Origin of the sequence: Brevundimonas sp. (genome assembly GCF_027487935.1) — a bacterium.
Taxonomy (GTDB): domain Bacteria; phylum Pseudomonadota; class Alphaproteobacteria; order Caulobacterales; family Caulobacteraceae; genus Brevundimonas.
The window spans coordinates 45,570-68,994 of sequence record NZ_JAIYCP010000024.1; the positions used below are offsets into that span (position 1 = coordinate 45,570).

The 23,425-nt window shown below is 66.3% G+C and carries 21 protein-coding genes, 1 tRNA gene and 1 pseudogene; 15 read left to right on the forward strand and 8 right to left on the reverse strand.

Going from position 1 to position 23,425, the window contains the following annotated elements:
- Positions 1-10: 10 nt before the first annotated feature.
- The 4 genes from Q0053_RS09460 to Q0053_RS09475 are packed head-to-tail and all read right to left on the reverse strand — an operon-like array spanning position 11 to position 4,938.
- On the reverse strand, positions 11-952 hold the full coding sequence (locus tag Q0053_RS09460) for a glycosyltransferase family 2 protein (protein WP_298099265.1): 942 nt from the start codon (positions 950-952) through the stop codon (positions 11-13).
- Positions 952-1,890, reverse strand: coding sequence for a glycosyltransferase family 2 protein (locus tag Q0053_RS09465; protein WP_298099268.1), 939 nt, complete (start codon positions 1,888-1,890; stop codon positions 952-954). The genes Q0053_RS09460 and Q0053_RS09465 overlap by 1 nt, the downstream gene beginning before the upstream one ends.
- On the reverse strand, positions 1,887-3,335 hold the full coding sequence (locus Q0053_RS09470; RefSeq protein WP_298099271.1) for a lipopolysaccharide biosynthesis protein: 1,449 nt from the start codon (positions 3,333-3,335) through the stop codon (positions 1,887-1,889). The genes Q0053_RS09465 and Q0053_RS09470 overlap by 4 nt, the downstream gene beginning before the upstream one ends.
- 13 nt (positions 3,336-3,348) lie before the next feature.
- A complete protein-coding gene (locus Q0053_RS09475; RefSeq protein ID WP_298099274.1) occupies positions 3,349-4,938 on the reverse strand; it encodes an exopolysaccharide biosynthesis polyprenyl glycosylphosphotransferase in 1,590 nt (529 codons plus the stop codon).
- Positions 4,939-5,074: 136 nt separating this feature from the next.
- Here Q0053_RS09475 and Q0053_RS09480 point away from each other — a divergent pair.
- A tRNA-Ser gene (locus Q0053_RS09480) sits at positions 5,075-5,166 on the forward strand.
- Between the two features lie 276 nt (positions 5,167-5,442).
- On the forward strand, positions 5,443-5,940 hold the full coding sequence (locus Q0053_RS09485) for a hypothetical protein (RefSeq protein WP_298099277.1): 498 nt from the start codon (positions 5,443-5,445) through the stop codon (positions 5,938-5,940).
- Positions 5,941-6,330: 390 nt separating this feature from the next.
- Here Q0053_RS09485 and Q0053_RS09490 read toward each other — a convergent pair whose 3' ends face one another.
- A complete protein-coding gene (locus Q0053_RS09490) occupies positions 6,331-6,957 on the reverse strand; it encodes a TetR/AcrR family transcriptional regulator (protein WP_298099280.1) in 627 nt (208 codons plus the stop codon).
- Positions 6,958-7,063: 106 nt separating this feature from the next.
- Here Q0053_RS09490 and Q0053_RS09495 point away from each other — a divergent pair, with 106 nt between their 5' ends.
- From Q0053_RS09495 to Q0053_RS09505, 3 genes and pseudogenes are all read left to right on the forward strand, one after another.
- Entirely contained in the window at positions 7,064-7,366 is a 303-nt protein-coding gene (locus Q0053_RS09495; RefSeq protein WP_298099282.1) for an SCP2 sterol-binding domain-containing protein, read from the forward strand.
- Between the two features lie 160 nt (positions 7,367-7,526).
- Positions 7,527-7,673 (forward strand): annotated as a pseudogene (locus Q0053_RS09500) (SUMF1/EgtB/PvdO family nonheme iron enzyme); the annotation flags it as partial.
- A complete protein-coding gene (locus tag Q0053_RS09505) occupies positions 7,670-8,371 on the forward strand; it encodes a glutathione S-transferase N-terminal domain-containing protein (protein WP_298099285.1) in 702 nt (233 codons plus the stop codon). The pseudogene Q0053_RS09500 and the gene Q0053_RS09505, both read left to right, overlap by 4 nt.
- A 158-nt stretch (positions 8,372-8,529) precedes the next feature.
- On the opposite strand, the gene pcaF is transcribed toward Q0053_RS09505, so the two are convergent.
- Positions 8,530-9,732 carry a 3-oxoadipyl-CoA thiolase gene (gene pcaF / locus Q0053_RS09510; RefSeq protein WP_298099288.1) on the reverse strand — a complete coding sequence of 401 codons (1,203 nt, stop codon included), beginning with the start codon at positions 9,730-9,732 and terminating at the stop codon, positions 8,530-8,532.
- An 86-nt stretch (positions 9,733-9,818) separates the two neighbouring features.
- On the opposite strand from pcaF, the gene Q0053_RS09515 reads away from it, so the two are divergent.
- From Q0053_RS09515 to Q0053_RS09530, 4 genes are read left to right on the forward strand one after another with little or no spacing between them, the layout of a single operon-like run.
- Complete coding sequence (locus Q0053_RS09515) at positions 9,819-10,427, forward strand: glutathione S-transferase family protein (RefSeq protein ID WP_298099289.1); 609 nt, start codon at positions 9,819-9,821, stop codon at positions 10,425-10,427.
- Positions 10,424-11,329: an amidohydrolase gene (locus Q0053_RS09520; RefSeq protein ID WP_298099292.1), complete on the forward strand. Its 906-nt coding sequence runs from the start codon at positions 10,424-10,426 to the stop codon at positions 11,327-11,329. Before Q0053_RS09515 ends, Q0053_RS09520 begins: the two co-directional genes overlap by 4 nt.
- 49 nt (positions 11,330-11,378) lie before the next feature.
- Positions 11,379-12,692 (forward strand): MFS transporter, encoded by a 1,314-nt coding sequence (locus Q0053_RS09525; RefSeq protein ID WP_298099294.1) that lies wholly within the window; start codon positions 11,379-11,381, stop codon positions 12,690-12,692.
- A complete protein-coding gene (locus Q0053_RS09530) occupies positions 12,689-13,483 on the forward strand; it encodes an enoyl-CoA hydratase-related protein (protein WP_298099297.1) in 795 nt (264 codons plus the stop codon). Before Q0053_RS09525 ends, Q0053_RS09530 begins: the two co-directional genes overlap by 4 nt.
- 1 nt (position 13,484) lies before the next feature.
- On the opposite strand, the gene Q0053_RS09535 is transcribed toward Q0053_RS09530, so the two are convergent.
- The gene (locus Q0053_RS09535; RefSeq protein WP_298099299.1) at positions 13,485-14,225 is read right to left on the reverse strand and encodes a GntR family transcriptional regulator; all 741 of its coding nucleotides are present in this window, start codon (positions 14,223-14,225) and stop codon (positions 13,485-13,487) included.
- Positions 14,226-14,378: 153 nt separating this feature from the next.
- Here Q0053_RS09535 and Q0053_RS09540 point away from each other — a divergent pair, with 153 nt between their 5' ends.
- The 5 genes from Q0053_RS09540 to Q0053_RS09560 all read left to right on the forward strand — a co-directional run bounded on the left by Q0053_RS09540 (position 14,379) and on the right by Q0053_RS09560 (position 19,339).
- Positions 14,379-14,807: an OB-fold domain-containing protein gene (locus tag Q0053_RS09540; protein WP_298099302.1), complete on the forward strand. Its 429-nt coding sequence runs from the start codon at positions 14,379-14,381 to the stop codon at positions 14,805-14,807.
- 9 nt (positions 14,808-14,816) lie between these two features.
- A complete protein-coding gene (locus tag Q0053_RS09545; RefSeq protein WP_298099304.1) occupies positions 14,817-15,959 on the forward strand; it encodes a thiolase family protein in 1,143 nt (380 codons plus the stop codon).
- Positions 15,960-15,961: 2 nt separating this feature from the next.
- Positions 15,962-17,170 (forward strand): CaiB/BaiF CoA-transferase family protein, encoded by a 1,209-nt coding sequence (locus Q0053_RS09550; protein WP_298099306.1) that lies wholly within the window; start codon positions 15,962-15,964, stop codon positions 17,168-17,170.
- Between the two features lie 89 nt (positions 17,171-17,259).
- Positions 17,260-17,847 (forward strand): carboxymuconolactone decarboxylase family protein, encoded by a 588-nt coding sequence (locus Q0053_RS09555; RefSeq protein ID WP_298099307.1) that lies wholly within the window; start codon positions 17,260-17,262, stop codon positions 17,845-17,847.
- 4 nt (positions 17,848-17,851) lie between these two features.
- Complete coding sequence (locus Q0053_RS09560; RefSeq protein ID WP_298099309.1) at positions 17,852-19,339, forward strand: 3-hydroxyacyl-CoA dehydrogenase; 1,488 nt, start codon at positions 17,852-17,854, stop codon at positions 19,337-19,339.
- Positions 19,340-19,343: 4 nt separating this feature from the next.
- Here the strand turns inward: Q0053_RS09560 and Q0053_RS09565 are convergent, their stop codons facing one another.
- Complete coding sequence (locus tag Q0053_RS09565; RefSeq protein ID WP_298099312.1) at positions 19,344-20,270, reverse strand: alpha/beta hydrolase; 927 nt, start codon at positions 20,268-20,270, stop codon at positions 19,344-19,346.
- Positions 20,271-20,579: 309 nt separating this feature from the next.
- On the opposite strand from Q0053_RS09565, the gene Q0053_RS09570 reads away from it, so the two are divergent.
- On the forward strand, positions 20,580-23,375 hold the full coding sequence (locus tag Q0053_RS09570; RefSeq protein WP_298099314.1) for a TonB-dependent siderophore receptor: 2,796 nt from the start codon (positions 20,580-20,582) through the stop codon (positions 23,373-23,375).
- Positions 23,376-23,425: the final 50 nt, after the last annotated feature.

The window sequence follows — 23,425 nt, forward strand, 5'->3', positions numbered from 1 at the left end:
ATGAACCAGCTCAGAGTCCCGCCGCCTCCAGCCGCGCCACTTCGCGCGCGCCGTAGAAGCGGGGCTCGAAGCCCTTCATCCAGAACAGTTTTCCGATGCCGCGTGCCGTGCGGTCATACATTTCCGCGCGCTTCGGGCTGGCGATGAGGGTCAGGGCCGCCGAGGCGGCGCCGAAGACCGCGGTCTGGCCCGCGCCGATCACCATCCAGCGTGCCACGGCGGGCCAGTCCTTCGCTGCCGCCGCCGTCTGGCTGGGCCCCTGGCCGTAGGCGAAGGCGCGCGCGAGGGCGTAGTTCAGCGTCGCGCGATGGGCGGGCGCGAACTCCTCGACCCGGGCGTCCGCCGCCCAGCCGAAGCGTCCACCGCGGGCCGCGAGCGCAGCGAACAGGGCGTCGTCCTCGCCGCCGGCCTGGTCTGTGCCGGTATCGAACGGCGCGGGGCCGGGCAGGGCGGTGGCCCGCACCATCAGGGAATTGCCGCAACCGAAGGGCTGGTCGATCAGCCCGGTGTGCGCGGGTCCCTCGCGGCTGAAGAAGCGCTCAAGCCAAGGCTTCAGCCAGGTCGCGGCGTCGGGCGCCCGGCCGGTGATCGGGCCGAAGACGGCGTCGGCACCCGTCTCCTCCCGGGCCCTGAGCAGGGCCGCCAGCCACCCCGGCGAAGCCGCTTCGTCGTCGTCGAGGAAGGCGATCAGCGGAGCGTCCGTTGAGGCCAGCCCGGCATTCCGCGCCGTGGCGACGCCGGGTCTGGGGGCGTGCACACAGGTCAGGGGCCAGGGGGACCCCGACCGCAGGGCACCGACGGTCGCGGCCGCCGATCCGACCGGATCATTGTCGACCACGACGATCTCCGACACCCGGTCGGCGACGCCGGTCTGTGCGAAGAGTGAGCGCAGGGCCCGCTCCAGACTTTCGGGTCGCCTCAGGGTCGGGACGATGACGGCGACATCGCGCATCACACCGCGTCCGCATAGAGGGCGGCGCGGTACAGGCGCAGCGAGAAGGCCCGCGCCGCGACCGGCAGCCAGCCTGTCTCTGCCCCGCGCCGCATCATCCGACGCAGCCCCGGCAGACCGGGCAGCCGCTTCAGCAGCCGGGCCGCCCTGTAGCTGGGATAGGTCGCGACGATCGCCGGATGGCGCTCGGCCATGCGGGCGAAATTCGGTGCTGACTGCTCGTATTTTCCGGCCAGGGAGGCCACCGTATCGAGCCCCATATGGGTCGCCGCATTGTCGAGGTGGACGACGCGGAACCGCCGCGAGACGCGCATGGCCCATTCCACATCCTCCCAGCCCCAGCCGGTGAAGCCGGGGTCGAAGGCCTCGGCCTCGAACACGTCGCGGCGGACCAGCAGGTTGGAGGTGTAGACGTATTTCTCGGGCTGCCTGGCGCGCTCCATCCAGGGCACGCACTCCGACTTCGCGGCCATGGCGCGGTGGACGGCGAAACGGGCGTCGGTCGGGGCCTGCAGCAGGGAGAAGCCGCCGAAGGCCACCGCCGGGTCCTCGCGCGCCGCCAGGTCAGCCCAGTCGCGCAGGAAGCGCCGGTGGTCCGGCCGCATGTCACTGTCGAGGAACAGCAGGCTGCCGCCGCGGGCGGCGGACGCCAGCCGGTTGCGCCCGATCGAGCGGCCTTCGTTCACTGTCAGGGTGATCAGCCGGACGGGCAGGGCCATCGCCTTGATCTGCCCGGCCAGCCGCGCCGTCAGGGCTGCGTCCCGGGTGCCGTCATCCAGTACCACGATCTCGACCGCACCGCCGACCGAGGCGGCCTCCTCGTCGAGCAGGTTCAGCAGCTCGGCCGGGTCGTCGCGCAGGAAGGGGATCAGCACCGAGACGGCAGGCTTCGCCGTCTTCCAGGCCGGACTGTCGGTCATCTTCGCCCGGGCGCTCATACCGTCGCGCTCCGGAGTCGGCGCTGCATCAGCAGTCGCCGGGCCAGGTCCCGCACCCCGGCGGCATTGAGCATCAGGGCCGCGGCGGCATAGACCAGTGCACCCACCCCCGCATCCAGCACCAGTTCGCCGAGCCCGCCGATCGCCGGCAGGTGGGAGACGACCAGGGCCATCAGGCCCGTGGCTGCGCTGCAGCGCGCCAGACTTTCCCAGGGAATCGGCAGGGCCACCACGCGGCGGCCGACCAGCCAGGTCGCGACCATGCCGATGCCGAAGCTGGCCGCCGTGGCCCAGGCCGCCCCGATCAGGCCGAACCTCGGCACAAGGATCAGGTTCAGGATCACATTCAGTCCGGCCGGAATGGCCATGGCGATCAGCAGCCGTCGGGTCTTCTTGCCCAGGGTGAAGGCCTGGCCGAAGTAATAGGCCGTGAGGCCGAACAGCAGGGCCGACAGGGCGATCCAGGGCGTCACACTGGCCGCGGCGGTCCGGAGTTGCTCACCGATCAGCACCTCGGACAGAGGTCGTGCCACCAGCGCCACCCCCGCCGCTGCCGGGAGGCCCACCAGCAGGAAGGTCGACAGCTGTTCGCGGGCAGCCACCTTGAGCCGCTCGATCCCGCCGCGCTCCAGTGCCATCACCAGAGCCGGCTGTCCGGCCGTGCCGAGCCACAGGAACAGGACGTCCAGCGTCCGGTTCGCGATGGAATAGCTGGCGTGATAGGCGCCCACCGCCGCCTCATCCATATAGACAGCGAGCAGGAACCGGTCGGTCGAGGCCAGCACCACGGTCAGGGCCAGCGAGGCGGCGATCGGATAGCCGTACAGGGCGTATTCGCGCACCCGGCCGGCTTCGAAGGCCCCGCCGCGCGCCTGTTTCAGCTCGCCGGGCAGGACGAAGGGCAGGGCGGCCAGCGGGGCCAGACCCAGGCCGAGCAGGGGGGCTGCCGCCCCGGCCCCGGCGAGGGCGAACCCGACGCCGATCGTCAAACCGCCGGCCGTGACCGCCATGTCCAGGCGCGCCGACTTGCCGACTTCGCCCTCAGCCCGAAACCGTTCCTGCGCCAGCTTGACCATGCACCGCGCGGGCGCTCCGGCCAGACCGGCGGCGAGGGCGAGCTTGAACAGGGGATCGGCGGGCAGCAGCCAGACAGCCAGCCCGACCACGATGAGAAAGGCGGCCCCCAGACCGAAGGCCGTACGATAGAGGCTGGCGAAATGGGCCTGGGCCGCGCCCGGGGTCTGGGCCGCCCAGAAGCGGGCCATGGCCGCCTCCAGCCAGCTGAATACCGCCACATGGGACAGGGTCACGACCGAAACGGCGAGGGCGTAGCGGCCGAAATCCTCGGGGCTGAGCAGGCGCGTGAACAGGATGATGGCCAGGAAGCCGACCACGCCCTGCACGATATTCGCGGGCAGATAGCCCCAGACGCCGCGCCAGAACATCAGCGCCCCTCCGTCAACGGATCGCCGCGCGGTCGCCCAGCAGCACCGGCACGGTGATGGCCATGATCCACAGATCCATCCACAGGGACTGACGCTCGATATAGTCGATGTCGAGCTGCACCCTGCGGCGCACGTCGGCGGCGGTGTGCAGCGGCCCGCGCGAGCCGTTGACGGCCGCCCAGCCGGTCATGCCCGGCTTGATGCGATGGCGGTGGGCATAGTCGGCGACCAGGCGGGCGCTTTCGACGTGGCCGGTCTTCATGCCGATGGCGTGCGGACGGGGCCCGACCAGCGACATCTCTCCGGCAATCACATTCAGCAGCTGGGGCAGTTCGTCGAGGCTGGTCTTGCGGATGAAGCGACCGATCCGGGTGATGCGGTCGTCGTTGTCCGTCACCTGCCGGCTGGCCGTGGGGTCGGCGGATTCCGCCTTCATCGAGCGGAATTTCCAGACCACGATTTCCTCCTGGTTGAAGCCGTGGCGGCGCTGGCGGAAGAAGATCGGTCCCGGGCTGTCCAGCCGGATGAACAGGGCGAGGATCGCCATGGGGATGGCCAGCAGGACGAGGGCCGCCAGGCCGAGAACCAGATCCTGCACCCGTTTGTTGAAGGCGCGTCGGTCGTCGTCGACGGGTCTCCGGACATCGGCCAGCGGCGCCGCCGCCAGCCGGTCCAGCGCCGACTGCGTCTCGGCCATGCCGTCCGGCTCGACCAGCAGTGTGACCTCATGCGGCAGGGTCCCCAGGGCGGCATTGAGCTGGCGCACCCGCGCGTCGGCCCGGGGGTCGATGGTCAGCACGATGCGGTCGACAAAGGGCGTCATCTTGTGGGTCAGCAGATCGGCCGCCGTGCCCAGCACCGGGACACCCTCGATGGCCCGCGGGCTGCGCGCCAGACGGTCGTCGAAAATGCCCAGCACATTGAGGTCGCGTCGTTTCAGCGCCTCGCGGATCAGGGTCTCGGCATGCTGCGTCGCCCCGACCAGCACGATATTGGGCGTCAGGGTGCCGGCCGCCCGCCACCGGCCGACCATGTCGCTCCAGCCGATGTGCAGGGCGTGGAGGGTGATCAGCACCAGCCCGGCCCAGACCAGATAGGCGGACTCCTGCGCCGCCGGGCCGCGCAGGGCCCAGCCGCTGACAAGGGCGGTCGCGGCCCCGGCCAGCACCGTGGCGGCGACGATGGCCAGGTGCCAGGCCGTCTTCTGGCCCCGCGAGAACCGGTAGCGCCCCAGCAGGCGCATCATGCCCAGAATGGCCGCTGCCCCCATCCCGAACGGCAGCACCTGTGACACCTGGGCATGGATCAGGGGCCCCGACGTCGCGGCCCCGGCGCACAGCAGGCTGACGGCGACCACCGCCAGGCTGTCGAGGGCGCGGAAATAGTGGGCGGCCAGCCGCGAGGCATGGCGCTGGCGGGCGTTCAGCCAGACCTCGGGCCGGAACGGCCCGCGGCGTGCGCTCTCCTCCGCCCCGGCCTCCGCCCCGGCCTCCGGCCGCGCGGAAACGGCCGGGCCGGCGAGGGCCTGCAGGCCGGGCACATCCAGGGTGCCCGCGGTCGACACGGCGGTATCGAACGAGGGGCGGCGGGCAGCTTCGGTCATGGGGCTCGCGGCGGGAGGGAATACAACCATCATGCACACCCGCCCTGACTGTCCCGTTAACACAGGCGCTTTCGGGCCCGACTTCCGTCTTGCCCGTTGCGCCGCACGGTTTGCTCGGCTAATCACCGCCCCTGCTGGAGACGTGGCCGAGTGGCTGAAGGCAACGGTTTGCTAAATCGTCGTACCCTGTAAGGGGTACCCAGGGTTCGAATCCCTGCGTCTCCGCCAGACCTTCCTTCGTCGAACCCTCTCTGAAGCCTGGTCGGCGCTCCAGGCCACGGTCCAGCCTTCTAAAAGCCAACGCATACCGGGGCAGGATCACTTTTCCCGGTTCAGATATCCCTGCTCCCGTTTCGATCCGGCAAGGGCGGCCGCGGTCATGCGCGCATGTCGGCCCCTCAGGGAAGCCGTCCTCCAGCCTCGGAGAATCCAGTTTACGGCGAACAGGCTTGACGGTTAGCTTGGCCGCGCAAACGTCGACTTCGTCCGGCCGGGAGCATCAGGATGATCAGAATTCTTGGATTGGCGGTCGCTCTCTCGGTCTTGCCGCTCACAAACGCCCTGGCCGAGCCGCCCCCACAACCACAGGCACCCGGTGCCCGCACCGATGCCCAGCTGGTGGCGTTGTTTGATTACTGGATGACAGAACAGGCTGCTGGTCGCATGAGCCGTGAGCAGGCGCGGGCACAAGCTCAGAGCCTTTCGCCAGAAGAGCAGCAGCGGCTGCGCGCCGCGGTAACAGCACGTAGCGATGCAGCCTTAGCAGAATCAGAGGAACGAGCTCGCCGTTCAGCGGCAGCCTTAGCAGAATCTGAGGAACGAGCTCGCCGTTCAGCGGCAGCCTTAGCAGAATCAGAGGAACGAGTTCGCCGTTCAGCTGAAGAGGCGCGCCGTTCAGCGGAAGAGGCGCGCCGTTCAGAGGAAGACCTTCGCCGTGCTCAGGAAGAGCTTCGCCGGGCACACGAGGCTGCCCAAAGGGCTTTGGGCGGCCCTCGTTCTTGAGGGGGTGGCCACGGTCCTCTTCGTCGGATTAGACGGTGTGCTGCTGCGTGCGATTGTTCTCCCGAGGCCCCCCCCGGGCTGAAACGGAACGACAGCCCCACGGCATGACGGGTCGCGACCCCCGGAAACCGGTGACGCCTGCACCAATGCGGCTTCATGCAGCATCATCCCCGTCAGCGGTCTGCGTCGTCCCGGGTGGAGACGCGTCAGCGTTGGACTGACAGCTCCGCCCGACCTTCCGGAACAGCCGCCGGGCCCCTTAAAGCGCAAGTCCGTCCCGACCGGTTGTTCGGCTCAAGCCCGAGACCCATCGATCACGCACCGCAGACCGTCTATCCGTCCCGGCTCAGAGGCTCAGCAAGGCCAGGTGGGTCAGGGCGGCGGCCAGGGTCAGCCGGCCGGGGTTCGCGCGGCCAGCAGCAGCGAGCGCAAAGTGTGCTCCATCACCCGTCGGGCCTCGACCACGGTCAGCTGCTGGTCGCGGCGCATGCCGATCCATGTCGGCCAGGACGAGGCCAGGACCATGGATCGCAGGAACAGCTCGCGATCGGCCTCGGCTGCGAGGCCGAGCGAGGTCGAGAAGACGGTGTTCAGATAGTTGCGGTGTGTGGCCTCATCCTCGCGCAGCATCCGGTCGATGACCGGATTCTGGGCCCGCATGGAGCGCGCGACGTCGCGGACGGGGCTGATATACTCCCACATCCGGCCCAGTCTCTGCGCCACGGCCGTGATGAGCTCGGTTTCCGGCAGGTTGCTGATGTCCCGCCAATGAAACCGGGCGAAGACCTCATCGCGCTGCAGCTGGGTTGCCGCGACGATCAGCTCATTGGTATCGGCGAAATGCCGGAAGACGGAGCGCCGGGACACATCGGCCCGGTCGGCGACGGCGTCCATCGTGGGCATCTGACGCGTTTCGCGAACCAGGTCGAGCAGGGCCCGGGCGACGGCCGAGCGGCTGCGCTGACTGCGGATACGCCGGCCGTCGACAACAGACAGATCGCCCGCGCGTTCCAGCAAACCACTGCTCCAAATATTGACATCCGGAATGCCGAAATATTACGCATCCCGCGTGGCAATTCCAGCCACCCGGACCTGATCTGTTTCCATACCGAAGGAACCTGACATGACGCTAGATGAAATCACCTCGGAGATCCGGGGCCGCGTCGCGGCCAGCGGTGGCATCAAGGGTAAGACGGTGAAGTTCCATTTCGGCGACGACGGTGCCATCCGGATCGACTCGAAGGGCGGCGAAGCGCTGGTCGACAATGAGGACAGCGCCGCCGATTGCACGGTCAAGATCTCGAAAGCCGACTTCCTCGAAATGGCTGCGGGCCGGTTGAACCCGACCGCCGCCTTCATGTCGGGCAAGATCAAGATCGAGGGCGACATGGGCCTGGCCATGCAGCTGGGCAATATCCTGAACTAGAGAACAGACGGGCCGGTCGCTCACTCCGGGAGGCCGGCCCACACCTTGCGGCTCCCGATCAGGTCGAAGGTCAGCGGCCGGGACGGCCGGATCGTCCCCCCATCTCCGAACCGTTCGAAAATGCAAGCGATGACCGACTGTCGGGGTCCGGCAGACGCGGAAGGGCGGCTCGTACCTGAGTGCCGCTGAATGTTGCGCGCGCTACCGGCCCGCCGCTAGAACCGGACTGCCGCCCGAAACCTCGACCGGACACATCGGTTTTCGATGTGCCGTGGCTCTGATTTCCAGCCTGGACGAAGCCCCATGATTTCGCTCTACACCGCGCCGACCCCGAACGGCTGGAAGGCCTCCGTTGCCCTTGAGGAACTGGGCCTGCCCTATCGGGTGCATGCCATCGACCTGCTGTCGGGGGCGCAGCGGGCACCGGACTATCTGGCGATCAACCCCAATGGCCGTATCCCGGCCATCGTCGATCATGAGGCCGATGATTTCGCGGTCTTCGAATCCGGCGCGATCCTGATCTACCTCGCCGAAAAGACCGGCCAGCTGATGCCCGTGGACGCCAAAGGGCGCAGTCGGGTGCTTCAGTGGCTGATGTTCCAGATGGGCGGGATCGGCCCGATGATGGGTCAGGCCAATGTCTTCCATCGCTATTTCCCCGAGAAGATCCAGGTCGTGATCGATCGTTACCAGGGCGAGAGCGGACGACTGTTCGGCGTCCTTGACCGGCAGCTGGCGGATCATGAATGGCTGGCCGGGGACTATTCCATCGCCGACATCGCCAACTGGTGCTGGGTCCGGACCCACAAATGGTCGGGGGTGGACATCGGACCGTTCGAAAATCTCCAGCGCTGGGTCGCGGCCATTGCGGCCCGTCCGGCGGCCCAGGCGGGCATCAAGGTGCCTTTCGACCTCGAGGCCATGATGGCGGCCACCCGCGGCGGTGCCGAGACCTTCGCCCGCGGGGGGCAGACCCTCGTCAACATGGGTGGGTCCAAGGATTGACCGGCGTGTTTTCCGCGCTCTGACGCGAGGTTCGGCTCCTGCGGGGCGGTCGACCGTCATGCCGCGCGGGTGGCGATCCTGTTCGAGGAGGCGCGCTGGACCTGTGCCGACCTCGGAAGCCGGGCCAACGCCATGCCGCCCGGGCGCTGGACAGAAGGTCAGACGCGTTCGAGCGCGAGGGCGACGCCCTGTCCCACGCCCACGCACAGGGTGCAAAGCGCACGCCGGCCGCCGGTGGCTTCCAGGGCGTGGGCCGCGGTCAGGGCCAGACGGGCACCGCTGGCGCCCAGGGGATGCCCCAGCGCGATCGCGCCGCCGTGCGGGTTCACATGGGGCGCGTCATCGTCCAGACCCAGCTGCCGCAGGACCGCGAGGGCCTGGCTTGCAAAGGCTTCATTCAACTCGATGACATCGAAGTCGGCGATCTCCAGCCCGAGCCTGTCCATCAGCTTGCGGGTTGCCGGCACCGGCCCGATGCCCATGACGGCAGGATCGACGCCTGCGGTCGCCATGCCCAGGATGCGGGCGCGCGGAACGAGGCCATGCCTGACAGCCTCGGCTTCCGAGGCGATGATCAGGGCCGCGGCCCCGTCATTGACGCCCGATGAATTCCCGGCCGTGACTGAGCCACCCTCGCGAAAGGGAGCCCGGAGCCTTGCAAGGCCCTCCAGCGTCGTGTCCGCGCGTGGGTGCTCATCTTCGCCGAAAGGCCGGGTTCGGCCCTTCGCATCGGCGACCTCCATGCCGATGATCTCCTCCGCAAAAAAGGCCTTCGAATTTGCCGCCCGCTGCTGGCTTCTCAGGGCAAAGGCGTCCTGCTCCTCGCGGCTGATCTGGTAGCGAGTGGCGACATTCTCGGCCGTCTCCGGCATGGAATCGACGCCATGGGCGGCGCGCATGGCCGGATTGATGAAGCGCCAGCCGATCGTGGTGTCGTGAATCTCGGCCGTCCGCTGAAAGGCGCTTTCGGCCTTGGCCATGACGAGGGGAGCCCGCGTCATGGACTCGACGCCTCCGGCGATTGCGAAGCCGATCTCTCCGGCGCGGATGGCCCGCGCGGCCGACCCGACGGCGTCGAGCCCCGAGGCACAGAGACGGTTGATGGTGGTGCCCGGAACCGAGGTCGGGAGACCCGCCAGCAGGGCGGCCATCCGGGCGACATTCCGGTTATCCTCGCCGGCCTGGTTGGCGCAGCCGAGGAAGACCTCGTCCAGCAGTGACCAGTCCACCGAGGGGTTTCGTTCCACCAGTGCCTTGATCGGAGTCGTCGCCAGATCGTCAGCCCGCGTAAACGCCAGGGCCCCGCCGAAGCGGCCGATGGGTGTACGGACGGCGTCGCAGATGTAGGCTTGGGTGCTCATGGTCCAGTCTTTGTCCTTGTCCCGGCGGTCATCTAGCAGCAAAAGGGCAAAAGACTAGTCTTTGCCTTGGGGTGGGAGTTGGCATCATGATTCTGCATTGGTCACCGAAGTCACCTTTCGTCCGCAAGGTCATGGTGGCCGCCCATGAGAAGGGGCTGACAAACAGGCTGGCGCTGGTTCGCAATCCGGTCGCAATGACCGCGCCCAATGCGGAGCTGATGCGGGCCAACCCGCTCAGCAAATTGCCGACCCTGGAGCTGCCCGAAGGAATCGTCCTGCAGGACTCGGGCGTCATCTGTGCCTATCTCGATGCGCTTGAGGGCCCGCCGATCCTGTTTCCCGTGGCCGGAGAGGCCTTCTGGCAGGTCCATGCGCGGCATTCCCTCGTGACCGGACTGCTCGATGTGCTGATCCTCCTGCGAAACGAACGCGAGCGCCCCGACGGTGCCCGTTCCCAACCTCACATCGATGCGTTCGACGTCAAGAAGGCCGCCGCGCTGAGGGAGATCGCTTCCTGGGCGCTTGAGCCCTGCGGTCAGACCATCGACATCGTCCAGATCACCACCGGATGCCTGCTCGGCTATCTGGACTTCCGCTTCGCAGACGAGGACTGGCGCGGTGCCCACCCGGCGCTGGCGCAGTGGTATGAGACCTTCGCCTCCCGACCCTCGGCGATCGCGACCATGCCGTCATGATCCTTGACCCCATCCCCGGCCGGCCGGTGAGTTCACCGCAGGAGCCGCTGCCTGAAGGGGCGTGCGACTCCCATACCCACATATTCGGCCCGTTCGACCGGTTCCCGCTGGTCCATCCGCCGGCCTTCCCCGCGCCGCTGGCACCGGTCGCGGCGCACCGGGCCTACTGGGCGCAGTCGGGGCTGGACCGCGCCCTTCTGGTCCAGCCCGCCCATTACGGGTTCGATCACTCAGCCCTGGTGGACGCGCTTGCCGCCTGCCCGAATACGCGCGGGGTCGCCCTCGCCGATGGCAGCGCAAGCCCGTCCGTCCTCGAGGCCCTGGCCGGCGCAGGGGTCGTGGCCCTCCGGTTTTCCGACTTCCCGGCCCCGGGCGGCGGTGTCCGACCGGGCAGTGTCAGCCTCTCCCACCTGCAAGCGCTTGCGCCGGTCATGCGCGAGCTCGGACTGCACGCCCAGATCTGGGCACCCGCTGAAACGATCGTGGAGCGGCTGCCGGAACTGCGCGCGATCAACATACCGGTTGTTCTGGATCACATGGGCATGCCGGATCCGGCGAAGGGCGTCGCCGATGCGGCGTTTCAACAGCTGCTGCAGGCGGCGGCCGACGGCACCATCTGGGTGAAGCTCTCGGTCTGCCGCGTATCGCAACAGGGACCGGACTATGATGACGCCGCGCCGTTCCATCGTGCGTTGGTGGCCGCCGCGCCGGACCGCCTGCTCTGGGCGTCGGACTGGCCCTTCATCCGCATGGACAACGGGGGCCCCGATGTGGGGCTGCTTCTGGACCGGTTCACGGCCTGGCTGGACGGAGACAGCGGCCTGCGGCAACGAATTCTGGTGGACAATCCGGAAGCGCTATTCGGCTTTGACCGCGCCAAAAAAGCTAATAAGCTAGCCTAAAGAAAACAATGTCTGACGCAGGCGCGCGTCACCTGGGCGAGGGAATCGAATGGCCGCAGCACACGCACCGGGGACGCCCGCAGCCGAACTGGACGAAACCTATCGCATCGTCTCGCGCCGACTGATCCCCTTCCTGATCGTCTGCTACATCATGGCCTACATCGACCGGTCGAACATCGGGATCGCCAAGCTCGGCTTCATGGACACGCTCGGCTTTTCCGAAGCCGTCTACGGTCTTGCGGGCGGGCTCTTCTATCTCGGCTACAGTCTGTTCGAGGTGCCCAGCAATCTCTGGATGAAGCGTATCGGGGCCCGGCTGACCATCGCCCGGATCATGTTCCTGTGGAGCCTGTTCTCGGCCATGACCGCCTTCATGCTGGTCCCCTGGCATTTCTACACACTGCGGTTCCTGCTGGGGGTCGCCGAGGCCGGCTTCTTCCCCGGGGTTCTGCTCTATCTCAGCTACTGGGCCCCGGCCGCCCGCCGGGCGCGCATGACGGCCCAGTTCATGGCGGCCATGGCGCTGGCCGGGATCATCGCCAATCCGCTGGGCGGGGTCATCATGACCAGTATGGAAGGCGTCGCCGGGCTTCATGGCTGGCAGTGGCTGTTCCTCATCGAGGGCCTTCCGGGCTGCGCCCTGGCCGTGGTGGCCTTCTTCTACCTCACCAACAAACCGTCCGAGGCGAAATGGCTGACGGACCGACAGAAGACGCTGCTGGCGGAAGATCTCGAACGGGAAGCCGTCGTGACCGGGGTGCAGAAGCACGGCCGCTTCGTCGACGCCATCAAGGATCCGCGCTTCTTCAGTCTCGCCATCATGGCTGCAGCCATGATTTCCGGCCTGGCCGGTCTCGCCCTGTGGATCCCGACCATCATCCGGGAGTCCGGGATCAAGGACATGGTGACGGTGGGCTTGCTCTCGGCGCTGCCCTATGTGTTCGGCGTCGTGGCCCAGCAGATGATCGCCCGCAGCTCTGATCGTCGGCAGGAGCGGCGGTGGCATGCGGCGGCACCCGCCCTGTTCGGTGCCCTGTCCTGGCTCTGTCTGCCTCTGGCCCAGGGCAATGTGGTCCTGTCGGTCATGGCGGTCTGTGGCATAGGCATCGGCATGTTCGGCGCGACCGGGCCGTTCTGGAGCCTGCCGGCGACCTATCTGAAGGGTACGGCCGCTGCCGGCGGCATTGCCATCATCACGACCTGCGGGGCCGCTGCCGGCTTCGTCAGCCCGATCATTGTCGGCTGGTTGATCGACCATACCGGCTCAATGGCCTCGGCCCAGATCTATTTCGGCAGCCTGCTGGCCTTCGGCGCGACCCTGCTGGTGGTGCTTGCGGGAGCCAAACCCAAGCCGGCCGCATGACCGGGCTTTCAGACAAGGCTGACGACCTCGTCCTGTTCCGCGTTCTGGATGGCGGGGTGGCGCTGATCAGCATCAACCGGCCCGAGCGTCTGAACGCCCTGAACATGGCGGTGAAGACCGGGCTCCAGGCCGCGATCGAACGGGCGGATGCAGATCCCGCCGTCGCGGCCCTGGTGCTCACGGGCGGCGCGAAAGCCTTTGTGGCGGGGACCGACATCTCCGAAATGCGGGACATGACCCCGGAGCGGCATGCCGAACTGGGCACAAACGAGGTCTTCCTCGCCCTGCGCGCCTGCACCAAGCCGGTGATCGCCGCTGTGGAGGGCTATGCGCTGGGCGGTGGCTGTGAGCTGGCGTTGAACGCGGACATCATCATCGCGGGGGAGGGCGCGCGCTTCGGCCAGCCGGAAATCCGCGTCGGCATCATGCCGGGTGCCGGCGGAACCCAGCTCCTGTTGCGCGCGGTCGGACGATACAGGGCGATGAAACTCTGCCTGACCGGGGATCAGATTTCGGCCGAGGAGGCCGAGCAATACGGTCTCGTGTCGGAGAGGGTGCCGACGGGTGAGGCGACCGACCGGGCGATCGCCCTGGGCCGGCAGATCGCCACCATGCCGCCCCTGGCCGTAAAGGCCATCAAGTCAGTCATCAGGTTCGGCTCGGATAACGGGCTGGACGCCAGTCTCGCCGAAGAGCGCAGGCTGTTCACGAGCCTGTTCGCGACGGCTGACCAGAAGGAAGGCATGACTGCCTTTATGGAGAAACGTCCGCCCGTCTATCGCGGCGGCTGACCTATTTCAGCCGGATGTCGACCCGTACGACATCGCCGCGGTAGATCCCGTTTGAGACCAGGACGAGACGGCCGCGCTGGTCGACAGCCGAGCGCGTCACATGGCAGATCGGTGCGTTCAGCGGCAGGCCAAGCAACTGTGCGGTCTCGATATCGGCGGTTCCGATCGTGAGGGTCTGCTGGGCCTCGGCGATCTTCACACCCGCCACACCGGACACGAGCCGGAGGGCGGTTTTTGTCCTCAGATCGGCATCACTGAGCTTGGAAGCGACCCGCTCATCAACATAGATGTCGGCCAGAAGGAAGGCCTGGCCGTTCATCGAGTGCCGTCGCCGCAAACGGCGATAGGTCTGGCCGGCCTGGCCGATGGCGTGATGAACCAGCGGCGCGCCGCCCTTTTCATCGACCAGGACCTCGATCTCCGCACCTTCGCGTGAACTCAGCAGGCCCTGCCAGTCGGTTTCCACGCCGCACCAGAGCAGGTCCTGGGGGCGACGTTTTACGAAGGTCCCCTTGGCCCGGAAACGCTCGATCAGACCCTCTGCCTCGACGAGTCCGAGGGCCTGGCGAATGGTCGCCCGCGCCACGCCGCACTCCAGGGCCAATTCGTCGACCGTCGGAGTCTGCTGACCGACCGGCCACTGGCCGGACTCAATTCGGCGACGGAAAAGGGTAGCAAGCTGGATATACCGGGAGACTGCGCTGCGCCCGAGCCCGGCGTCGCCCTCGTTCAATTCAATCATCAGACTCCTATACTGCCGCTCTTCGAAATCCTCAACGCGTGCATTGTTCGACCGTTGAGAGTCGACTTGACCCCGCGCGATCTCCGCGCCAGAAAGGACAGAAGATTAGTCTTTTTGACTAACCTCAATGTTGGATCGGCGGGAAGAGCGGAAATGACGGATTCGGCGCCGCGGCGGTCGTTGCGCGAGGGGTTGCTTTGGGGCGACCTCGAGGACATGGAGCGCACAACCCTGTGCGGCACGCTCTGTCGATCATGCGGGGAAACGACGCTCGGCGCCAACAGCATCTGCCCGGCCTGCGGCGGCGACGCGGTGGAGCACAAGCCCCTGAGCCGGGAAGGGGTGCTGTGGACCTATACGATGGTCCGCCATCGTCCGCCCGGCAACTACCAGATGCCCGAGCCCTTCAAGCCCTTTGCCATGGGGCTGGTGGATCTCCCGGACGGCCTGAAGGTCCTGTCCCGCGTTGAGGTCGAGCCGGATGCCATCACGATCGGCATGCCGCTGAGGTTCCACCCCTTCGTGCTCCGGCGGGACGAAGCGGGAGCTGAAGTGGTCGCCTTCGATTTTCAAGCCGCCTGAGATCCGACCATGACTGAAGTGTACATCCTGGGCACCGGCATTCACCCCTTCGGGCGCTTCGACAAGCCCTATGAGGCCATCGGTGCGGAGGCGGCGGCGGCGGCCCTCAAGGACGCCGGTGTTGAATGGCGTGACATCCAGGCGGCCTATCTCTCGCGGATGTATCTCCCGGCGACGTCGGGCGCTCGCATCCTGCGCCGGCTGGGCGGGACGGACATTCCGATCGTGGACATCGAGGCGGCCTGCGCCAGCGGCGGCGCGGCGCTCCGTCAGGCGGTCCTGGCGGTCAAGTCCGGTGAAGTGGACCTGGTTCTCGTTTGCGGATGCGAGAAGATGCCGCGCGGTTTCATGGACCCGTCCATGATCTATGCGCCCTGGCAGATCGAGCTGGGGATGTCCCTGAACCCGAGCTACTGGTCGATGCGGGCCATGCGGCACATGCATGAGTATGGAACGACAGACCTGCAGATCGCCAAGGTCGCCTACAAGAACCACCGCAACAGCGTCCACAACCCCAATGCCATGTACCAGAAGGCCTTCGGTCTGGAGGAGATTCTGGAGTCGCCGCTGGTTTGCGATCCGATCCGTCGGCTTGAGATCTGCGCGCCGAATGACGGTGCGGCAGCCGTGGTCGTGGCGTCAGAGCGCAAGATGCGTGAGTTGGGAGCCAACGGCATTCGCATTGCCGGTGTTGCCCACACGATCGCGCGTTTCTCGGCGGATTTCCGCTGCCCGGCGGACAGCATGAGCTCCACGGTCAATAACGAGGGACCGACGGAAGTCACCGCACGCGAGGCCTACCGGAAGGCCGGTCTCGGCCCATCCGATGTGAACTGCTTCGAGGTCCAGGACACGGACGCGTTCTGCGAGATCGAGATCTATGAGGAACTCGGCCTTTGCCCGGTCGGGGAGGGGGGGCGCCTGATCGACGAAGGCGTAACCGAGATCACCGGCAAGCATCCGGTGAACATGAGCGGGGGATTGATCAGCAAGGGCGAGCCCGTCGGCGCGTCGCACCTTGGGCAGATCGTGGAGATCGTGTCGCAGCTGCGCGGACACGCCGGTCCCCGGCAGGTCGAAGGTGCCAGGGTCGGTCTCGCCCATGTGCTGGGTGCCGGCGGCAACTGCGCCGTGACGATCCTTCAGGCCTGAGCATGGCGGGTCCCCTGTCCCATGTTCGGGTGCTGGACCTCAGTCGCATCATGGCGGGTCCGTGGGCGACCCAGATCCTCGCTGATCTGGGCGCTGACGTGATCAAGGTCGAAAGGCCGGATGTCGGAGACGACACACGCACCTGGGGGCCGCCCTTCGTGGAAGGTGAGGACGGCGAGAAGCTGGCGAGCGGGTATTTCCTGTCCGTCAATCGCGGCAAGCGGTCGATCGCGCTCGACATGTCCCGAGCGGAAGACCAGGCGGTGATCCGTGACCTGGCCCGCGCCTCGGACATCGTGGTCGAGAATTTCAAGGTCGGTGCCCTGGCGAAATACGGCCTCGGCTATGACGATCTTCGTCAGATCAATCCGGCCCTGATCTACGCCTCCGTCACCGGTTTCGGTCAGACCGGACCGCGCCGTGAACAGTCGGCCTATGACTTCATGGTCCAGGCCATGGGCGGATTGATGAGCGTGACCGGCGAACGCGATGACAAGCCGGGGGGCGGTCCCCAGAAGGTCGGCGTGCCGATCGTGGATCTGATGACCGGCATGTACACGGCCGTGGCGGTCCTCGCCGCCCTGAACCATCGGGAGAAGACCGGCAAGGGCGAGTATATCGACGTCGGCATGCTCGACGTCCAGACGGCCTTCCTGGCCAACCAGGCCCAGAATTTCCTGCTGTCCGGTCGCGAACCGCGGCGGTCGGGAAACAGCCATCCGAACATCCAGCCCCAGGACGTCTATCCGGTCCGTGACGGTCACATCGTCCTTGCCGTCGGAAATGACGGTCAGTTTCGCGCCTTCAGCCAGGCGATCGGTCGCCCTGATCTGGCCGATGACATCCGGTTTTCGCGGAACGCCGAACGTGTCCGCAATCTGCCGGAGCTTTCAGCGATCATTCGTGAAGCCCTGGTCCAGGAAGATCTCGCCGTCTGGGTCAAGCGGCTGGATGCTCTCGGCGTCCCTTGCGGTCCGATCAATACGATCTCGTCCGTGTTCGCCGACCCGCAGGTCCAGGAACGGGGCCTGCTGAAAACCCTTGATCATCCGCGCATGGGGCCGGTCAAACTGGTCACAAGCCCCATGCGATTTCATCAGGCTCCGCTCAGTTTCGATCGGCCCCCACCCTTGCTGGGTGAGCATACCGAAGAAATTCTGGAGGAGTTCGGCTTGCGGGCGCCGGAAGTTGGCGCAGGAAGGCAGCTATGACGAGCACCAACGGAATCGGTCACGGGCGCATAAGGTTGTTCGACGGTGATGGTCTGACGCCCGCGCAAAAGGCGATTTACGACACGGTCGTGAATGGACCCCGTGGGCGGATGGTCGGCCCGCTCAGGGCGGCGCTTCACTCGCCGGAGCTGGCCGACCGCTGGTCGAAACTCGGCGAGTATCTTCGCTACAAGACATCGTTGTCTCCGGTACAGAGCGAACTGGCGATCCTCGTTACCGCCCGACACTGGAGCAGTGATACCGAGTGGGCGATCCACGCGGACATCGCGCGTGTCGTGGGCCTGGATTCCGGGATCATCGAGGCCATCCGCCGGTGCATCACACCGCCGTTCACCGATCCCGACCAGGCCCTGATCTATGAGTATGCCCGGCAGCTGCTCCAGACCGGGCATGTCAGTGGCGAGATCTACAATCTGCTGCACAAGCGTTTCGAGGATGTCTGGCTGGTCGAGCTGACCGCGCTGATCGGCTACTACTCCATGGTGGCGATGACCCTGAACGCTCACAGCATCCCCAGACCGCATAACTCCCGTGAGAGTCTGCTCCCGATCGGTGGCGAGCCCTCGCGGCTGCCGGAGATTTCTCCGGACGCCATCGGCGCGTTGTTCGCCGGCAATAGCCTCTCCCGTGTCGCAGACGTCCAGCCTGCGGAGTAGACCCTTGCGTGTTGGAGTGGTGGGCGCAGGGGCCATGGGCTCCGGGATCGCCTCGGTGGCGGCCCAGGCCGGCTTTGGCGTCAAACTGTATGACCGTGTGCCCGGTGCGGCGAGAGCCGCCCTGATCGGACTCGCCTCGGATCTTGCCCGTCAGGTGAAGAAGGGGCGGTTCACGGCCGCGGAGGCGCTGAAGATCCAGTCAGGACTGGAGGCCGTTGAGTCTCTCGAGGAACTCGCCGACAGCGACCTCGTTATCGAGGCCATAGCCGAGAACCTCGGGGCCAAGGTCGATCTGTTCCGCGCGCTCGATGACATCGTCGGGCCGGACGCCATCCTGGCCACCAATACCTCTTCGCTCAGTATTGATGCGATCGCTGCGCCCACCCGTTGTCCCGGGCGGGTGGTCGGCATGCATTTCTTCAACCCGCCGGTCGCCATGCGGCTGGTCGAGGTTGTGTCCGGAGCCATGGTCAACCCGGCTGTGGCCGACCGGATCTTCGCGCTCGCCGCAGACTGGGGAAAGTCACCGGTTCGCTGCGCCTCCACGCCGGGCTTCATCGTCAATCGTGTCGCCCGCCCCTTCTACGGCGAGGCCCTGAAACTGCTGGAGATGCGTGCCTGTTCTCCGGAGGTGATCGACACGGTCGTAAAACAGGGCGGCGGCTTCCGGATGGGGCCGGTCGAACTGATGGATTTCATCGGACACGATGTGAATTTCGCGGTGACCCAGTCGGTTTTCGACGCGTTTTTTCACGATCCCCGCTATCGCCCCTCCCTGGTCCAGAAGGCCCTGGTCGATGCGGGCCGGTTGGGCCGCAAATCGGGCGCGGGCTTCTATGTCTATCAGGACGGCCAGCCGACTTCGGCTCTTCCGGCACCGGCCTGGCCCGCCCCGGGCACTGTCCGGCTCGGGTGCGATGCGACATCAGGTCTGGCCGGAAGGTTCCGGACCAGTGACCTCGAACCGGTCGTGCATGACGGGACCGGCGGGGTGCGCATCGGTGATGTACTGATCGTCGAGACGGACGGCCGGACGGCCCTTCAGTGCGAGCTCGAGACCGGAGAGCCGGTCGTGGTCGTCGATCTGGTGATGGACGAGGAAACCGCCACAGCCCGGTCTGCGGCAGTATCCCCCGGGGTCTCCGATGCGGCGCGCGATGCCGTCGGCGCGGCCTTTGCGGGTCTGGGCCAGACCCTCCATTTCATGGACGACGTTCCGGGTCTGGTGCTCGGCCGAACCCTCGCCATGATTGCAAACGAGGCCGCTGACGCCCTTCAGCAGGGCGTGGCTTCGGCGGCCGACATCGACGCCGCCATGGTCAAGGGAGCCAACTATCCGGTCGGCCCCCTCGCATGGTCGGACAAACTGGGTTCGGGACGGCTGGTGTCCATTCTGGATGCCCTGGCCCTGGCGGCCCCCGATGGTCGCTATCGCCCGTCGCCCCTGCTTCGGCGGGCGGCCTTGACCGGCGCGAGCCTCGCGCCGGCCTGACCGGTCAGGCCCGGAGGAACTCCAGCACCAGGCTGTTGAACGCCTCATACTGTTCCCAGTAGGCCGAGTGCCCGGCCTCTGCGATCACGGCGGTCCGGACATTGGGCAGATGGCTGGCGTACTGCCGCATCACGGCCGGCGGGGAGTAGAGATCCGCAGAGCCCGTGAACAGCAGGGCCCGTGTCTGGATCCGGCTCAGGGCCTCGCCGGTAATGTCATTCCGGCTGGGCTGGCGAATGCGCGCGCCGTGTTTGGAAGCCTGCTCAAGCGCCTCCCAGGCCGCCGTACCCTCCGGATTGGCCGCACGGTAGGACGGCCCCAGTTCCCGGAAGCTCGCCGCCATGTCCGAGAAGCCGGGGGCCGAGATCCGACGGATCGATGCGCGATAGTCGGGATCCGTTCCCCCGCCCTGCGAGCAGGCGATGGTCAGGCTGAGAAGCCGTTCCGGATAGGAGAGGGCGAAGTCGGGGACGACAAAGCCGCCCGCCGCCGAACCCAGGATGTGGAACCGGTCGATTCCGAGGTGGTCAACGAGGGCCTTGAGGTCGTCGGCGGCACTGACGGTTGTCCCGTCAGGGCCCCGTTCGGAGCCGGCATGACCGCGCCGCGAATAGCCGACCACGCGGTAGCCGGCGGCGGCGAACACACCTCTCTGATAGGCCCAGATGTCCTTGGAACCCGTCGCCGGATGGAGCAGGACCAGGGCCGGTCCCGAGCCACCCGTGTCCCAATAGGCGAGACGGGCTTCGCCGACGTCGGCCATACCCTCTGTGGCTGATGTGACAGGCGGCGTGATCCAGCTTGTCTGTGCCGGGATCAGGCGGGTTTCCGACGGGGCTGCTGCGGCTCTGGCCGGGTGGGCGACGAGCGCGGCCGCCGCGGCCGCTACCGTCATCGGGCCGAGTCCCCGGCGCGTAATCTCGTGGCTCACTGCGATTCTCCTAACCGAAAAGCTAGACTATCGGCCTTTAACCCAAATTTGCAACACCGCGCGACCTGGCCGGGCCCGACTGTAGCGGAGAACCGGTGCTCTGCTAAGCTAAAATACGCGATAAAAAACAATATCATGAACCTTCCTTCCCGAGGGCTGTCCGATGCCGGGCAAGCTGCAGGTTGACATTGATCTCAAAGGACAGGCTTAGTGCCTTTTGAAGGCGGGGAATAAACCGCGCCGGGACTTCAGCAGAATGGCCGGTCAGCGGCGACTGTTGAGCAGGGCAGCAGATCCTCGGGAGGGATTATGAAAGTCGAATTGAACGCACCCAAGGGGGCATTCCGCCTCGCGCTTCAGGGCTCGGTGAGCCTCGGTGTCATGGCCATGGCCTTCGCGCTGGGGGCCAGCCCCAGCCTTGCGCAGACGGCACCGGCGCCGCAAAGCGGTGCGGAAGCCGGCAGCGATCCGGCGGCGACGAGCATCGACGACATCGTCGTAACGGCCACCCGTATCGCCCGCCCCGGTTTCGTGGCCCCGACGCCCCTGACGACAGTGGGAACGGAAGAGCTGGAGGCCCGCGGCGCGACCCATGTTCGCGACGTCCTCTATGATCTTCCGCAGGTCGTGCGCGCTTCGCCGGGTGGCACCGGTAGCGGTAACCCGGGCGGCCAGTACGTCAACCTGCGCAACCTCGGCAATGCAAGAACCCTGGTCCTCGTCGACGGACGCCGGGTCGTTCCGACGAACATTGCCGGCAACGTCGACCTGAACATCATTCCGTCTTCACTGGTGGAACGCCTTGAAGTCGTAACCGGTGGTGCCTCGGCGGCATGGGGCTCCGATGCCGTTTCCGGCGTGGTCAACATGATCCTGAAGCGGAACATCGAGGGGATCGAGGGCACGATCCAGTACAACGTGTCCGAACTGGGCGATAACGACCAGACGACCCTGGAGCTGGCCGCCGGTCATGAATATCTGGACGGCCGGTTGCGGATGGTGATCGCGGGTGAAATCTCGGATCTCGAGGGGATCGCTGACGGCGACACCCGGGACTGGGGCCGTCAGCAGCGCGCTTTCATCCTGAACCCCACCTACACGGCGACGAATGGTCAGTACCGTCTGCTCCCGACCAACACGGCGACATTCTCGCGCATGACCGCGGGCGGGGTGATCTTCAGCGGCCCCCTGGCCAATACCCAATTCGGGCCCGGCGGCGCGCCGATTCCCTTCACGCTGGGGACCAACGTGGCCTCCCTGTTCATGGACGGCGGCGGCGGGGGCTGGTTGAGCAACCGCATCAACCTGGTATCGCCGCTTGAGCGGAACAACTTCTATTCGCGGGCGGCGTTCGACGTCAGCGACAAGATCACGGTCTTCGCCGAGGCGTCCCACGCCCGTTCGCGGACAGTTTATGACATCATCACGCCCTACGATCAGGGAACCATCCGGATCCAGCGCGACAACGCTTTCCTGCCGGCCGCGACCCGGGCTGCCATGGTCACGGCGAACATCACGAATTTCCTGATGGGCCGGGTGAACTACGAGCTCGGCGACGATATCTCGGACGGCACCTATGAAACCAACCGCTTCGTTCTCGGTGCGGACGGAAGGTTCAATGACAACTGGCACTGGTCCGCCTACTACCAGAAGGGCAAGAGCAACTATGACCTCGATATCACCAGCCGTTATGAAGATAACTGGCTGCTCGGCATCGACAGTGTCATCAACCCTGCAACCGGACGGCCGATCTGCCGCTCGACCCTGACGAACCCCACAAACGGGTGCGTTCCGATCAACCTGTTCGGTGCCGGCTCCATCTCTGCCGAAGCCGCTGACTATGCGATGGGCGTGGGATCCACCCGCTCTGTCTATAATCAGGAGGTTTTTGCGGGGGAACTGACGGGCGACCTCGGGGCCACCTGGGCCGGGCCGATTTCCTGGGCCACCGGCTTCGAGTTCCGGAACGAGACGCTGAACGTTCAGACCGATGCGGACTCCCAGGCCAACCGCTTCCGTCTGGGCAATGCCAAGCCGCAGGCGGGGGAGGAGAGCGTCAAGGAGGCCTTCATCGAGACGGTCATCCCGCTGGCGCGTGACCTGCCGTTTGCCCTGTCGTCCGACATCAACGCTGCAGCCCGTTCGACCGAATACGATCTGTCAGGGCCCGCAACCACCTGGAAGGTTGGCTGGACGCACGAGTTCAATGAACAGGTTCGACTGCGCGTCACCCGTTCGAGGGACATTCGCGCGCCCCGGCTCAACGAGCTGTTCGCGCCGGGCGGCCGGGGGAGCGGCGTGCTCCTCGATCGTTTCACCAACACCCAGCCCCGCGTCGTCACGATCACGACCGGCAACCTCAATCTGACGCCGGAAATCGCGGACACGCTGACCTACGGTATCGTGTTCCGGCCCGCCGCCGTTCCGGGCCTGCAACTGGCTTTCGACGCCTACGATATCAAGATTGAAGACGCGATCGGGAACGTCAGTGCCCAGCAGACCATCGACCGCTGCTTCGCCGGGACATTGTCGCTCTGCCCGAACATTACCCGGGTCGGCGGCGTCATCACGGAAGTCACCAGCTCCCAGCAGAATTTCTCCCAGGAGCGGACGACCGGGTTCGATATCGAAGCGGCCTATGCCATGGAGCTGGAAGCCGGTGGCAGGCTGAGCTTCCGCCTGCTGGCCAGCAAGATGAACGAGATCTCGACCGATGACGGTTTCGCGGTCACGGATATCGCCGGTGAAGTCGGACGGAACTGGCGCATAAGCGGCAATGCCTCCTACCGCAACGGCCCGCTGACTCTCTCCGCCAACATGCGCTATATCGGCGGCGGAGCGATCGACAACGAATACAATGTCATCGCGCTCGATGTTCAGGACAACTATCAGGATGCCGTGGCCTATTTCGGCGCGTCCGTCCAATACATGGTCATGGAAACCGACAGCTCGGAGGTCACCGCATTCGGCAGGGTCGATAACCTGTTCGATACGGACCCGCCGATCCTCTATGCGACCGGTCAGCAGCCCCAGCAGAGCAACTACGCCCTGTATGACACGGTCGGTCGGAGCTTCTCGGTCGGTCTGCGCTTCAAGTTCAAATAGCCTCCCGGGTGACGTCTGCAGCCTGGCTGCAGACGTCACCGCCTTTTCGG

Excerpts from the sequence above, each read along its gene's own strand:
- Q0053_RS09460 (WP_298099265.1), bottom strand. The coding sequence starts at position 952 with ATGCGCGATGTCGCCGTCATCGTCCCGACCCTGAGGCGACCCGAAAGT.
- Q0053_RS09465 (WP_298099268.1), bottom strand. The coding sequence starts at position 1,890 with ATGAGCGCCCGGGCGAAGATGACCGACAGTCCGGCCTGGAAGACGGCG.
- Q0053_RS09470 (WP_298099271.1), bottom strand. The coding sequence starts at position 3,335 with ATGTTCTGGCGCGGCGTCTGGGGCTATCTGCCCGCGAATATCGTGCAG.
- Q0053_RS09475 (WP_298099274.1), bottom strand. The coding sequence starts at position 4,938 with ATGACCGAAGCTGCCCGCCGCCCCTCGTTCGATACCGCCGTGTCGACC.
- Q0053_RS09485 (WP_298099277.1), top strand. The coding sequence starts at position 5,443 with ATGATCAGAATTCTTGGATTGGCGGTCGCTCTCTCGGTCTTGCCGCTC.
- Q0053_RS09495 (WP_298099282.1), top strand. The coding sequence starts at position 7,064 with ATGACGCTAGATGAAATCACCTCGGAGATCCGGGGCCGCGTCGCGGCC.
- Q0053_RS09505 (WP_298099285.1), top strand. The coding sequence starts at position 7,670 with ATGATTTCGCTCTACACCGCGCCGACCCCGAACGGCTGGAAGGCCTCC.
- pcaF (WP_298099288.1), bottom strand. The coding sequence starts at position 9,732 with ATGAGCACCCAAGCCTACATCTGCGACGCCGTCCGTACACCCATCGGC.
- Q0053_RS09515 (WP_298099289.1), top strand. The coding sequence starts at position 9,819 with ATGATTCTGCATTGGTCACCGAAGTCACCTTTCGTCCGCAAGGTCATG.
- Q0053_RS09520 (WP_298099292.1), top strand. The coding sequence starts at position 10,424 with ATGATCCTTGACCCCATCCCCGGCCGGCCGGTGAGTTCACCGCAGGAG.
- Q0053_RS09525 (WP_298099294.1), top strand. The coding sequence starts at position 11,379 with ATGGCCGCAGCACACGCACCGGGGACGCCCGCAGCCGAACTGGACGAA.
- Q0053_RS09530 (WP_298099297.1), top strand. The coding sequence starts at position 12,689 with ATGACCGGGCTTTCAGACAAGGCTGACGACCTCGTCCTGTTCCGCGTT.
- Q0053_RS09535 (WP_298099299.1), bottom strand. The coding sequence starts at position 14,225 with ATGATTGAATTGAACGAGGGCGACGCCGGGCTCGGGCGCAGCGCAGTC.
- Q0053_RS09540 (WP_298099302.1), top strand. The coding sequence starts at position 14,379 with ATGACGGATTCGGCGCCGCGGCGGTCGTTGCGCGAGGGGTTGCTTTGG.
- Q0053_RS09545 (WP_298099304.1), top strand. The coding sequence starts at position 14,817 with ATGACTGAAGTGTACATCCTGGGCACCGGCATTCACCCCTTCGGGCGC.
- Q0053_RS09550 (WP_298099306.1), top strand. The coding sequence starts at position 15,962 with ATGGCGGGTCCCCTGTCCCATGTTCGGGTGCTGGACCTCAGTCGCATC.
- Q0053_RS09570 (WP_298099314.1), top strand. The coding sequence starts at position 20,580 with ATGAAAGTCGAATTGAACGCACCCAAGGGGGCATTCCGCCTCGCGCTT.